Annotated in this window: 10 protein-coding genes; 8 read left to right on the top strand and 2 right to left on the bottom strand. The window is 65.6% G+C overall.

The window, feature by feature from the left end; all coding sequences use genetic code 11:
- The 5 genes from DK847_RS05730 to DK847_RS05750 all read left to right on the top strand — a co-directional run bounded on the left by DK847_RS05730 (position 1) and on the right by DK847_RS05750 (position 6,370).
- A complete protein-coding gene (locus DK847_RS05730) occupies positions 1-2,328 on the top strand; it encodes a xanthine dehydrogenase family protein molybdopterin-binding subunit (RefSeq protein ID WP_111196737.1) in 2,328 nt (775 codons plus the stop codon).
- A gap of 1 nt (position 2,329) precedes the next feature.
- A complete protein-coding gene (locus DK847_RS05735; RefSeq protein ID WP_111196739.1) occupies positions 2,330-2,575 on the top strand; it encodes a MoaD/ThiS family protein in 246 nt (81 codons plus the stop codon).
- 365 nt (positions 2,576-2,940) lie between these two features.
- Positions 2,941-3,891 carry a hypothetical protein gene (locus DK847_RS05740; protein ID WP_111196741.1) on the top strand — a complete coding sequence of 317 codons (951 nt, stop codon included), beginning with the start codon at positions 2,941-2,943 and terminating at the stop codon, positions 3,889-3,891.
- A 220-nt stretch (positions 3,892-4,111) separates the two neighbouring features.
- A complete protein-coding gene (locus DK847_RS05745) occupies positions 4,112-5,332 on the top strand; it encodes a sodium/glutamate symporter (RefSeq protein WP_111196743.1) in 1,221 nt (406 codons plus the stop codon).
- A gap of 117 nt (positions 5,333-5,449) precedes the next feature.
- A complete protein-coding gene (locus tag DK847_RS05750; protein ID WP_111196745.1) occupies positions 5,450-6,370 on the top strand; it encodes a ring-cleaving dioxygenase in 921 nt (306 codons plus the stop codon).
- Positions 6,371-6,758: 388 nt separating this feature from the next.
- On the opposite strand, the gene DK847_RS05755 is transcribed toward DK847_RS05750, so the two are convergent.
- Positions 6,759-7,394: a carbonic anhydrase gene (locus DK847_RS05755; RefSeq protein ID WP_111196747.1), complete on the bottom strand. Its 636-nt coding sequence runs from the start codon at positions 7,392-7,394 to the stop codon at positions 6,759-6,761.
- A 5-nt stretch (positions 7,395-7,399) separates the two neighbouring features.
- Entirely contained in the window at positions 7,400-9,241 is a 1,842-nt protein-coding gene (gene ilvD, locus DK847_RS05760) for a dihydroxy-acid dehydratase (RefSeq protein WP_111196749.1), read from the bottom strand.
- A gap of 155 nt (positions 9,242-9,396) precedes the next feature.
- Between ilvD and DK847_RS05765 the strand changes: the two genes are divergently transcribed.
- From DK847_RS05765 to DK847_RS05775, 3 genes are all read left to right on the top strand, one after another.
- Positions 9,397-10,374, top strand: a complete 978-nt coding sequence (locus tag DK847_RS05765) for an HpcH/HpaI aldolase/citrate lyase family protein (protein ID WP_111196751.1) — start codon at positions 9,397-9,399, stop codon at positions 10,372-10,374.
- 275 nt (positions 10,375-10,649) lie between these two features.
- Positions 10,650-11,564, top strand: coding sequence for a fatty acid desaturase (locus DK847_RS05770; RefSeq protein WP_111196753.1), 915 nt, complete (start codon positions 10,650-10,652; stop codon positions 11,562-11,564).
- Between the two features lie 46 nt (positions 11,565-11,610).
- Complete coding sequence (locus tag DK847_RS05775; protein ID WP_111196755.1) at positions 11,611-13,764, top strand: malate synthase G; 2,154 nt, start codon at positions 11,611-11,613, stop codon at positions 13,762-13,764.
- The last annotated feature ends 60 nt before the right edge of the window (positions 13,765-13,824 follow it).

Below are 13,824 nucleotides of genomic sequence, written 5' to 3' on the forward strand. Positions count from 1 at the left end.
ATGGCATCCGAAAGCACCACGGCCCATCCCTTCGAGGACGCGCCGAACCACGTGACGCCCACCGTCATCCATGACCCGATCCTGACCAAGACCGACTTCAAGCGCGTGGGCACCCGCCCGCTGCGCCCCGACGGCTTGGACAAGGTCACGGGCCGTGCGCGCTATGGCGCGGACTTCAACATGCCGGGCCAGCTCGTCGGCCTCGTGCTGCGCAGCCCACACGCGCATGCGAAGATCAAGAAGATCGACACGTCCAAGGCCGAGAAGCTCGCGGGCGTGAAGGCCGTCATCACCTTCGCCGACATGCCGGACCACACCGGCGGCGACCAGTCGATGTACGACATCCTGGAAAACTGCATGGCGCGCGGCGTTGCCAAGTATGACGGCCACGCCGTGGCCGCCGTCGCGGCGGTCGATGCGGCAACCGCGCGGGCCGCGCTGAAGCTCATCAAGGTCGACTACGAGGTGCTGAAGCACGTCACCGACGTCGATGAGGCGGTGAAGCCCGGCGCCCCCCTGGTGAACCCGAAGAACATCACCGAAGGCGTCGAGCCCAAGCCCACCAAGCCCTCCAACATCGCCAAGCGCACCGAGTTCGGCCACGGCGACGTCGATGCCGGATTCAAGGAGGCGGATGTCATCGTCACCCGCTCCTTCCGCACCGAGCAGACGCACCAGGGCTACATCGAGCCGCATGCCTGTGTGGCCTCCGTGTCGCCCGATGGCACCGGCGAACTCTGGGTCTGCACCCAGGGCCACTTCGTCTACCGCAACCACTGCGCCATGCTGCTCGGCATGGACGTCTCCAAGCTGCGCGTGACGTCGTCCGAGATCGGCGGCGGCTTCGGCGGCAAGACCCATGTGTGGGCCGAGCCCGTTGCCCTTGCCCTGTCGCGCAAGGCCAACCGCCCGGTGAAGCTCACCATGACGCGCGACGAGGTGTTCCGCGCTTCAGGCCCGACCTCGGCGACGTCCATCGACGTGAAGATCGGCGCCAAGAAGGACGGCACCATCGTCGCCGCTGATGCGACGCTGCGCTTCACCTGCGGCCCGTATTACGGCATGTGGGCCGAACTCGGCGCCATGACGGCCTTCGCCTGCTATGACCTCAAGAACGTCCGCACCGTGGGCTATGAGGTGCTGGTGAACCGCCCGAAGACGGCGGCCTATCGTGCGCCCTCGGCCCCCATGGCGGCCTTCGCGGTCGAGAGCGTCATGGACGAGCTCGCCCACAAGATCGGCATGAACGAGGTGGACTTCCGCATCAAGAACGCGGCGAAGCAGGGTACGCGCGCCTCCTACGGCCCGGTCTATGGGCCCATCGGCATCGGCGCCACGCTGGAAGCGGCCAAGAAGCACCCGCACATGAAGGCGCCGCTGGGCAAGAACCAGGGTCGCGGCATGGCCTGCGGCTTCTGGTTCAACTTCGGCGGCCAGACCTGCACCGACATCAACATCGGGCCCGACGGCTCGGTGACGCTGACGGTGGGCACGGTCGACGTCGGCGGCTCGCGTGCGTCCCTCGCACTCTGCGTCGCCGAGGAGCTGGGTGTTCCCTACGAGCAGGTCAAGTGCCTCGTCGCCGACACCGGCACGCTCGGCCACAATGACATGACCGACGGCAGCCGCGGCACCTTCTCCTCCTCGATGGCCGGCATCTTCGCCGCCCGCAACGCGGTCACCGTGCTGCGTGAGCGCGCTGCCAAGATGTGGGAAATCCCGGTGGATGACGTGAAGTGGGAAGACGGCCACGCCAAGGCGGTCGGCTCCAAGTACGGCAACCTCGCACCCCTCTCGATCAAGGAGATCGCGGCGGCGGCCGGCAACACCGGCGGCCCCATCGCGGGCCACTCCGAGATCGTCGCCGACGGTGCGGGCGTGTCGTTTGCGACCCACATCGCCGACGTCGAGGTCGACCCTGAAACCGGCCGCTCGAAGATCGTGCGCTACACGGTCATCCAGGATGCCGGCAAGGCGGTGCACCCGACCTATGTCGAGGGCCAGTACCAGGGCGGTGCGGCACAGGGCATCGGCTGGGCGCTGAACGAGGAATACATCTACGGCAAGGACGGGCGGCTCCAGAACCCGGGCTTCCTCGACTACCGCATCCCGGTGTGCTCCGACCTGCCGATGATCGACACGCAGATCCTCGAGATTCCCAACCCCAACCACCCCTATGGCGTGCGCGGCGTTGGCGAAACCTCGATCGTCCCGCCGCTCGCCGCCATCGCCAACGCCATGTCGAACGCCTTCGGCGTCCGCATGACGCATGTTCCCATGTCGCCCCCGCGCGTCCTCAAGGCGCTCGAGGCGGCAAAGAACGGCTGATTTGGCCGAGATACACCTTTGGGGGGCGCTCCGTCCGGCAGCGGGCGGAGCGTCCGTCGTTTCAGTCGATGCCAAGACCATCCGCGAGCTCTTCCGCAAGCTCGAGGACACCTATCCCGGCATGGCCCCCCACATCGCACGCGGCGTCGCGGTCTCCATCGATGGCCGCATCTATCGTGATGACTGGGGCAAGGAACTGCCGGAGGGTTCGGAGATCTATCTCCTGCCACGCATCCAGGGCGGGTGAGACAGAGCCCCATTTTCATAGCCCATCACGCAACCCATCACGCAACCCAACACATAACCCATCATGGCCGGGCTTGACCCGGCCATCCTTTTGCCAGCCCCAAGGATACGCGGGCCGAGCCCGCGCATGATGCGCTGAGAGGGCGGCACCGGGCCACGTTCCCCCTCCCACTGTCATCCCGGCGAAGGTCGGGACCCAGCCTTCAACAGGTTCTGACGCCCGAAGCTGGACCCCGGCCTTCGCCGGGGTGACGGCTGAATGGCGGTGCATTCCGCTTCGCGTGCACCGCGAAATTGTCCGCAAATGGCAACTCTCACTGGTTGAATCCCGCTAGCGTTCTCACCCTGCGCCCATTGGAGATTCACATGCGAAAGCTCGCCCTCGCCGTCCTCGCCCTGGGCGCCCTCGCCCTGGGCGCCCTTGCCCAGCCGTCCTTCGCCGAGACCACCCTCGAACGGCTCGACCGCGGCATCGACATCGTCAAGGACTGCGCCGCCGACATCCGCAGCCTCTGCAAGGACGTGACGCCGGGCGAAGGGCGCATCAAGGCCTGCATGGCGGGTCACCTCGCGAACCTCTCCGCCCCCTGCATCAGCGCCATCGCCAATCCGCCGCCGGCCGTGCAGTCGGATGGCGCCAAGACCGTGTCGAAGCGCATCAACATGAGCCAGATGCGCTACATCGAGATGTTCCTCGCCTCGCTCGACCCGAAGACCGGCAACATCCTGGCGGAGTGCTATGGCACCTACGCCGACCCCGAGATTCCCGCCAACATGGATTCCGCCCCCCAGGCCAAGGTGGAGGCGCTGAACATGAAGGAGATCGCCAAGGAATATGGCGTGCTCGCCGCCTCGCTCAACGGCCCCAAGCTGTCGATCGCCGACTGGTGGGAGATCGATGTCGGCCAACCGCGGCAATTCGGCGAGCTCACCATTCCCTGGACGGCCCAGCTCAATCTCGGCAAGCAGGTCGACGTCAACAAGGTGACGCCCTATGAGCCGCAGACCATCGCCCGCAAGAGTGCGGTGAACTGGAACAAGGGCAGCAAGGTCATGGTGCTCGATGACCCGCAAGGCAATGTGTGGATCATGAAGGGCTACCAGCTCGGCCTCACGCCGCGGCAGAGCTATGCCGACTTCATGGCCGAGGGTCCCTCCGTCTTCAAGAAGCTTCCCCCCGGCTGGAAGGCCCGCATCGCAACGCTGGCGCAGGACAATCTCGAAGTGCCGGAAGGCGGCATCGCCACCATCCTCTCGGACGAGTTCTTCAACGTCTATGACAAGACCGGCCCAGGGATGAGCAATTCGAAGCCGTGAGGCGAGTGGTCGCCGCAACGCTGTATAGAGGCGTCATACACTCCCTCAATGCCGTCATCCCGGCGAAAGCCGGGACCCCGCTTCGGGCATCTGCCACGCGGAAAGCTGGGCCCCGGCTTTCGCCGGGGTGACGGCATGTTTGGAGATTCCTACGAAGCCCACCCAGCAGTTGCACCCGCCTTCCCCGCTGCTAGCATCTTCCTCACACGGGGGCCGATTCATGGAACTGATGCAGCGTTTCGAACTGGGCGAACTGGCCACGGTTCTCATCGGCCTCGTCGCGCTCTTCGTCGGGCGCTGGGTGCGCCAGTCAGTGCCGTTGCTCTCCCGCCTCGACATGCCCAATGCCGTGGTCGGCGCCATGATCGTCGCGGTGCTGATCCTGCTCCTGCAGGTCACCGCCCATGTCGACATTGCCTTCGGCCAGCGCACGCGCGATGCGCTGCTGCTCGTGTTCTTCACCTCCATCGGGCTTTCCGCCAAGCTCTCGACGCTGAAGAGCGGCGGCAAGCCGCTGGTCATCCTCTGCGCCGTCACCGTGCTGGCGCTGGTGGCGCAGAACCTTTCGGGCTCGCTGCTGGCCGGGGCCTGGGGGGCGCATCCGGCCTATGGCGTGCTGGCGGGTTCGCTCTCCTTCGTCGGCGGCCCGGGCACCGCCATGGCCTGGGCGCGGGAGCTCGATGCGCAGGGCCTCGGCAATGCCCATGTCGTCGCCATTGGTGCCGCGACACTCGCCACCATCGCCGGCGCGCTCGTGTCGGGCCCCATCACCGGCTGGATCATCCGCCACCACAAGCTCCATGGCGGCGGCGCCAAGGACAACAGTGTCAGCTTCGCGCCCCCCGCGGCGCAGGCCCCACCCCCCGGCAACCGCACCGACACGCTGCTCACCACCGTCTTCCTCGTGCTGCTGGCCGTCAGCATGGGCGAAAAACTCAACGGCTATGCAGCAGCGGCGGGCCTGCTGCTGCCGGGCTTCCTCTCCGCCATGATCGCCGGCGTCGTCATCACCAATGTCGCCGACGCGCTGGGCTACAAGCTCGACTATGCCCCCATCGAGCAGGGCGGCGCCCTGGCCTTGCAGCTCTTCCTCGTCATGGCGCTGATGTCGACACCCCTGATCTCTGTCGCCGCCATCCTCGTGCCGCTGATGCTCAACGTGGTGCTGCAGGTGATCGTCACCGTGGCGATTGCCTATTTCATCCTCTTCCGCCTGCTGGGGCGGGACTATGATGCGGCGGTGGCCTCCGGCGGCTTCCTCGGCTTCGGCCTCGCCTCCATGCCGGTCGCCATGGCCACCATGGACGAGGTGGGCCGGCGCTATGGCCCCTCGCCCAAGGCCTTCCTGCTCATCACCATGGCGGGCTCCTTCTTCGTCGACCTCGCCAATGCCGTCGTGGCCAAGAGCTTCCTGGCGCTGCCGTGGTTCGCCATCCCGTGATCGGTAACGGATCCGATTACTATTGAAATCCGCCGCCGGAAGCCCGATATGCGGGGCGCCGGAGCAGCCGCTCCCCAACAGGATCACCGCCACCTTCTGGCGTGCCGGATTTTCGCCATGAACCTCAAGGGCTTCCACCACCTCACCGCCGTCACCGCCGATGCGCCGGGCAACCACAAGTTCTACACCGACACGCTGGGGCTGCGCCTCGTCAAGAAGACGGTGAACCAGGACGACACCTCGGCCTACCACCTGTTCTATGCCGATGGCGTGGGCTCGCCCGGCACCGACATCACCTTCTTCGACTGGCCCGTCGGCAAGGAACGCCGCGGCACCCATTCGGTGACGCGCACAGGCTTCCGCGTGGGTTCCGAGGAAGCTCTCAAATACTGGCAGCACCGCCTCACCATGAATGGTGTGAAGCAGGAGAAGATCGCCGACGTCGCCGGCCGCCCGACACTCGCCTTCGAGGACCATGAGGGCCAGCGCCTGAGCTTCACGGTCGACGCCGAGGGCGAGGCGCACGCCTGGGACAAGAGCCCGGTTCCGGCCGAGCACCAGATCCGCGGCCTCGGTCCCATCACCATGAGCGTTCCCGACATCCGCCACACCGACATGGTGCTGACCAAGCTGATGAACATGACGCCGACCGGCTCCTTCGCCGGCACCCACGTCTACAAGATGGGTGCCCCCGGAGCCGTGGGCGAGTTGCACGTGACCGTCGACCCGACCCTTCCCCCCGCCCAGCAGGGCGCGGGTGCGGTCCACCACGTCGCTTTCAACATCCCTTACGCTGACTACGAAGCCTGGGCCGACCGCCTGCGCTCCATGAAGGTGCCGAATTCCGGTCCCGTCGACCGCTTCTGGTTCAAGAGCCTCTATTTCCGCGAACCCAACGGGGTGCTCTTCGAACTGGCAACCGACGCGCCGGGCTTCGCCACCGACGAACCGATGGACAAGCTCGGCACCACCCTGTCGCTGCCTCCCTTCCTGGAAGGAAAGCGCGAGCAGATCGAGGCGGGGCTGAAGAAGCTGTAGCAAGAGAAGCAGCACGGCAATCAGCATCAACATCCCCCAACCCTCATCATCGCCGGGCTCGTCCCGGCGATCTTTTTTCGCGCCACGCCCACACCCCCTCAGCCGTCATCCCGGCGAAGGCCACGAGAGGGAGAGGCGAAAACAAAAAAGGCCAGCATCCGCTGGCCTTCTCCATACCTACACTTTCCGAGTATGCCCTTTCGTAGCACATCGAGCGCGCGCTGTCAAGGACTAATCTCTATTATTAGGATTTTATAATTTATCCACTCTCCTGCTCTCCCGCTTTCATCATGCCCGGGCTTGTCCCGGGCATCCTCTTCCGCTCCCACCAAAAAAACATGGCCGGGACAAGCCCGGCCATGATGAAACTCCGAAGGCGCAGTCTATCTCAGCCCTTCACCGCATCCCACTCCGCGCCATCCTCCTCATAGGCATGAAGCTCGCCCAGCGAGATGTCGAACCACACGCCGTGCAGCGACAGCTCCTTCCTGTTCTCCTTCATGCGAATCCACGGGAAGGTGCGGAGGTTCGCCAGCGAGTGCTCGATGGAGGCCCGCTCGATGTGGCGTTCGTGGGTCTCCTCATTCACCCCCGCCTCGCGCGGCACGATGCGCGTCACGTCCTTGATGGCCCGCATCCAGGAGCCGATAAAATCCGTGTGGGTCAAGGGCGAGGAATCCTGCACCGCGGCGCGGATGCCGCCGCAGCGGCCATGCCCCATCACCACGATGTGCTTCACGCCGAGCGACATGACCGCGAATTCCAGCGCCGCAGAGGTCGCATGGTGCCCGCCGTCCGGCGTATAGGGCGGCACGAGGTTGGCCACGTTGCGCACCACGAACATCTCGCCCGGGCCCGCATCGAAGATCGTCTCGGGGGCCGCGCGCGAGTCGCAGCAGGCGATGATCATCACCTTGGGCTTCTGCGATCCCTCGCCCAGCCTGTGGTAGCGCTCCTGCTCCGCCGCATAGCGGCCGGAGCGGAAACTGGCATAGCCATCGACCAGTGCGGCGGGGAGGCCCATCCGCCCTACTCCACCACGCGGACCGCACCCTTGGCGGCCGAGGTGGTCATGGCGGCATAGGCCTTGAGCGCGGTCGAGACCTTGCGCTTGCGGTTCTCGGTCGGCTTCCAGGCCTTGTCGCCCCTGGCCAGCATCGCCGCGCGGCGCTTGGCCAGCACGTCGTCCGGCACGGCGAGGCGGATCGAGCGGTTCGGGATGTCGATCTCGATCACGTCGCCCTGTTCCACCAGCGCGATCAGCCCGCCTTCGGCTGCTTCCGGCGAGACGTGGCCGATCGACAGGCCCGAAGTGCCGCCGGAGAAGCGGCCATCGGTGATCAGGGCGCAGGCCTTGCCCAGGCCCTTCGACTTCAGGTAGCTCGTCGGGTACAGCATCTCCTGCATGCCGGGTCCGCCGCGCGGGCCCTCGTAGCGGATCACCACCACGTCGCCGGCCTCCACGCCGCGGTTCAATATTCCGTGTACGGCAGAATCCTGGCTCTCGAAGACCTTGGCCTTGCCGGTGAACTTCAGGATCGATTCATCCACGCCCGCCGTCTTCACGATGCAGCCCTCTTCCGCGAGGTTGCCGTAAAGCACCGCGAGGCCGCCATCCTGCGAGAAGGCATGCTTGATGTCGCGGATCACGCCCTTGGCGCGGTCGAGGTCCAGCTCGTCCCAGCGGCTCGACTGGCTGAAGGCCACCTGGGTGGGCACGCCACCCGGTGCGGCGCGGAAGAATTCCCGCACCGAGTCCGAATTGGTGCGGCTGATGTCCCAGCGGTCCAGCGCCTCGCCCAGCGTGCGGGTGTGCACCGTCGGCAGGTCGCGGTTGATGAGCCCGCCCTTGTCGAGTTCGCCGAGGATGGCCATGATGCCGCCCGCGCGGTGCACGTCCTCCATGTGCACGTCGGACTTCGCCGGCGCCACCTTCGACAGGCAGGGCACGCGGCGCGACAGCCGATCGATGTCCTTCATGGTGAAGTCGATGCCCGCCTCGTGGGCGGCGGCCAGAATGTGCAGCACCGTGTTGGTGGAGCCGCCCATGGCGATGTCGAGCGTCATGGCGTTCTCGAAGGCGCCGAAGCTCGCGACATTGCGCGGCAGCACGGACTCATCATCCTGCTCGTAATAGCGCCGCGCCAGGTCCACCGCCAGGTGGCCGGCCTCGACGAAGAGGCGCTTGCGGTCGGAATGCGTGGCGAGTGTGGAACCATTGCCCGGCAGCGACAGGCCCAGCGCCTCGGTCAGGCAGTTCATCGAATTCGCGGTGAACATGCCGGAGCAGGAGCCGCAGGTCGGGCAGGCCGCCTTCTCGATCGCCTGCACGTCCTGGTCCGTCACGTTGTCGTCCGCCGCGGCGACCATGGCATCGACGAGGTCGAGCGCCTTGGTGACGCCCGAGAGCACCACCTTGCCCGCCTCCATCGGCCCGCCCGAGACGAAGACGGCGGGAATGTTGAGGCGGAGTGCCGCCATCAGCATGCCGGGGGTGATCTTGTCGCAGTTCGAGATGCAGACCATCGCGTCGGCGCAGTGCGCATTGACCATGTACTCGACCGAGTCCGCGATGATCTCGCGCGAGGGCAGCGAATAGAGCATGCCGTCATGGCCCATGGCGATGCCGTCATCGACCGCGATGGTGTTGAACTCCTTGGCGACACCGCCGGCCTTCTCCACCTCGCGGGCGACCAGCTGGCCCAGATCCTTCAGGTGCACGTGGCCCGGCACGAACTGGGTGAAGGAGTTGACGATGGCGATGATCGGCTTGCCGAAATCCTCGTCCTTCATGCCGGTGGCGCGCCACAGGCCGCGGGCGCCGGCCATGTTGCGGCCATGGGTGGTGGTGCGGGAACGGTACTGGGGCATCGGATCGGACCTCACATACGGTAAAACCGACCCCGATTGCCCCATGGGGAGGCGGGAATCAAGCCCGGGCTCCACAGGCCTTCTTTGGTCCGATTGCATGGGTTGGCGGGAGACGGGTAAGACCCTCCCCAAATTGCAGGAAGGACCCGGACCCCATGAGCTTCAAGACCATCGAACAGGCCCCCGCCCGGCTGAACCGCAGCGAGCTCGCCGTGCCGGGAAGCCAGCCCAAGCTGTTCGAGAAGGCGGCCAAGTCCGCCGCCGACGTGATCTTCCTCGACCTCGAGGACGCCGTGGCCCCCGACGACAAGGAGCAGGCCCGGAAGAACATCATCCAGGCCATCGGCGACATCGACTGGGGCCGCAAGACCCTCTCGGTGCGCATCAACGGTCTCGACACGCATTACATGTACCGCGATGTGGTCGATGTGCTGGAGCAGTGCTCGGACCGGCTGGACCTGATCATGATCCCCAAGGTCGGCACCGCGGCGGACGTCTATGCCGTCGACATGCTGGTGACCCAGGTCGAGGCGGCGAAGAACCGCCGCAAGCGGGTGGGCTTCGAGCTCATCATCGAGACGGCACTCGGCATGCAGAACATCAACGAGATCGCCGCGGCCTCCCGCCGCAACGAGTCCCTCCACTTCGGCGTCGCCGATTACGCTGCGTCAACCAAGGCGCGTACCACGTCGATCGGTGGCCCACACCCGGACTATGTGGTCCTCACCGACGCGCTGGCCGACGGCGCCCGCGCCACGCACTGGGGCGACATGTGGCACTACGCCGTCTCGCGCATGGTGGTGGCGGCCCGCGCCAATGGCCTTCGTCCCATCGACGGCCCCTTCGGCGACTTCTCGGACGCGGAGGGCTTCAAGGCCCAGGCGCGGCGCGCCGCCGTTCTGGGCTGCGAGGGCAAATGGGCCATCCACCCCTCGCAGATCGGCCTCGCCAACGAGGTGATGAGCCCGTCCGAGGCCGACGTCACCAAGGCGAAGCGCATCATCGCCGCCATGAAGGAGGCCGAGGCCCAGGGCAAGGGTGCAGTCTCCCTCGACGGCCGCCTGATCGACTATGCCTCCATCCGCCAGGCCGAGGTGCTGGTGAAGAAGGCGGAGATGATTGCCGCCTCGTAAAGAGGCTTTCGTCTCCTCCTGCTGCCACCCTCCATCATGCCCGGGCTTGTCCCGGGCATCTTTTTGCGACCCCGAAAAGGATCGCCGGGACAAGCCCGGCGATGATGACTGAGGGGGCGATGATGGGTGAAGGCGGCAGAGCGCACAGGAATGTTGAGCGGAATTTACCCCCCCATGTGAGCAAGTGCCGCATCAGAAGCCCCGCGCGGCGCGAGCCGAAACCATGTAGATTGCGGCCCCGATTGCAAGCAGGACCACATCTGGACTAACTTGGCATGGTGAAGGAATACTCCCGCGAGATCGAATGGCCCACCGTGGCGCTGATCGCCGCCACTTACGCGGTGCTGGCGCTTGTCGTCTGGTTCCATGCCAGCCTGCCATGGTGGATCATCCTGCCGGTCGGCGCCTATTGCGCGGCCCTCCACGCTTCGCTCCAGCACGAGGTGCTGCACGGCCACCCGACGGGAAACCGGCTCCTCAACGAGGCGATGATCTTCCCCACGCCCACCTTCTGGCTCCCCTACCTGCGCTACAAGCAGACGCACCTGCAGCACCACAACGACCAGCACCTCACCGACCCGCGGCTCGATCCCGAATCTTATTACCTGCTCCCGGACGACTGGGCGCACGTAACCGGCGTCCGCCGCGTGCTCTTCGAGATCAACAACACGCTGGCCGGCCGCATGCTGATCGGCCCGGCGATTTCCATCATCCGTTTCTGGTCCGCCGAGTTCCGCGACATGCTGGCCGGAAACCGCAAGACGATCCGCGCCTGGGCCTGGTTCGTGCCGTCCTGCGCCATCACGCTGTGGTACGTGGTCGATGTCTGCGGCATGCCCTTCTGGCAGTATTACATGCTGATCGCCTATCCCGGCATCTCGCTGGCGCTGGTGCGCTCCTACTGCGAGCACCAGGCGGCGGAGAGCGTCGCGCACCGGACCATCATCGTCGAGGCCTCGCCCTTCTGGTCGCTGCTCTTCCTCAACAACAACCTGCACGTGGCGCACCATACGGTGCCGGCACTCGCATGGTACAAGATCCCCGCCTTCTACCGTGCCGAGCGCGAGCGGCTGATCGCAAACAACAACGGCTACACGATGAATGGCTATGGCGAGATCTTCGCCCGGTTTTTCCTGAAGGCGAAGGAGCCCGTACCCTATCCCAACATGGACTGGCTCAAGCGCCCGTGATGGTCTAGACCCTTCCCCCGCACTGGCCTTTTGGGGGACTTGACACGTGACCAACCGCATCGAGATCGCAGGGCTGAAGGTGGCGGGCGACCTCTTCACCTTCATCGGCGACGAGGCCCTGGCCGATACCGGCATTTCCGAAACAGACTTCTGGCAGCGCTTCGCGGCCATCGTATCGGACCTCACCCCCCGCAACCGTGCACTGCTCGCGCGGCGCGACGAGCTGCAGGCGAAACTCGACGACTGGTATCGCGCCAACGGTGCGCCCACCGACATGACGGCCTACAGGGCCTTCCTCACCGAGATCGGCTATCTCGTGCCCGAAGGGCCGGACTTCAAGGTGACGACAAGGCACGTCGACCCCGAGATCGCGCAGGTTGCCGGACCTCAACTCGTCGTGCCGGTGATGAACGCGCGCTATGCGCTCAACGCCGCCAATGCCCGCTGGGGCTCGCTCTATGATGCGCTCTATGGCACCGATGCGATTCCCGAGCAGGACGGCGCGGAGAAGGGCAAGGCCTATAACCCGGTGCGCGGCGAACGCGTCATCGGCTGGGCGCGCAACTTCCTCGACCAGTCCGTGCCGCTCGCCAGGCCGAAATGCAAGTGGGCCGATGTCTCCCGCGTCTTCGTGGACGGCAATGTGCTGATGACGGATCTCGGCCCGCTCAAGGCGCCGTCGCATTTCAAGGGCTGGCGCGGACCTAAGGAAAGCCCGACGGCCGTGCTGCTCGCCACCAACGGCCTTCACATCGAGATCGCTTTCGACCGAACGCATTTCATCGGGAAGCAGGACAAGGCCGGGATTTCCGACATCATCCTCGAGTCTGCGCTGACCACCATCATGGATTGCGAGGACTCGGTCGCGGCCGTGGACTCCGCCGACAAGGTTCAGGTCTACCGCAACTGGCTCGGCCTCATGAAGGGCGACCTCGCCGAAGAGATCGAGAAGGGTGGCAAGACCGTCACCCGCCGCCTCAACCCCGACCGCACATACGAGTCACCCAACGGTGGCACGGTGACGCTGCCCGGACGTTCCCTGATGCTGGTCAGGAATGTCGGTCACCTGATGACCAACCCGGCGATCCTCCTGGAGGATGGCCGCGAGGTGCCGGAAGGCATCATGGACGCGATGATGACGGCGCTGATCGCCATCCACGACATCAAGGGCAAGCGCATGAATTCGCGCGCGGGCTCGATCTACATCGTGAAACCGAAGATGCACGGGCCGGACGAGGTGGCCTTCGCGGTGGAACTGTTCCGCCGCGTCGAGCAGGCGCTGGGGCTTCCCCTCAACACCATGAAGATCGGAATCATGGACGAGGAGCGGCGCACCACCATCAACCTGAAGGAATGCATCCGCCAGGCCAAGGACCGGATCGTCTTCATCAACACCGGCTTCCTCGACCGCACCGGCGACGAGATGCATACGTCGATGGAAGCGGGCCCGATGATCCGCAAGGGCGACATGAAGCAGGCGCCGTGGATCAAGGCCTATGAGGACTGGAATGTCGACACAGGGCTCCTCTGCGGCCTTCCCGGCCATGCCCAGATCGGCAAGGGCATGTGGGCGATCCCGGACCACATGGCGATCATGCTGTCGATGAAGCTCGCCCACCCGCAGGCCGGCGCCAACACGGCCTGGGTGCCGTCACCCACCGCGGCAACGCTGCACGCCACGCATTATCACAAGGTGAACGTCAAGCAGGTCCAGGAGAAGCTGAAGAGCCGCCCGCGGGCGAGCCTTGACGATATCCTATCGGTGCCCGTGGCGGTGCGGCCGAACTGGACGGCGGAGGAGATCCAGAAGGAACTCGACAACAACGCGCAGGGAATCCTCGGTTATGTCGTGCGCTGGGTGGACCAGGGAATCGGCTGCTCCAAGGTGCCGGACATCGACAATGTCGGCCTGATGGAAGACCGCGCCACGCTGCGCATCTCGTCCCAGCACATCGCCAACTGGCTGCGCCATGGCGTCGTCACCGGTCCCCAAGTGATGGAGACCATGAAGCGCATGGCGGCCGTGGTGGACAGGCAGAACGCGGGCGACCCGGCCTATCGTCCGATGGCGGATGATTTCGCGGGGTCTATCGCATTTCAGGCGGCCTGTGATCTGGTGTTCAAGGGGCGGGAGCAGCCCAATGGTTACACCGAACCGCTGCTGCACATGCACAGGCTGGCGGTGAAGGCGCGGGGGTAGAGGCCCTCATCGGCCTCCCTCCCCCATCATGGCCGGGCTTGACCCGGCCATCCTTTTTGG

This window comes from Aestuariivirga litoralis (genome assembly GCF_003234965.1).
GTDB lineage: Bacteria > Pseudomonadota > Alphaproteobacteria > Rhizobiales > Aestuariivirgaceae > Aestuariivirga > Aestuariivirga litoralis.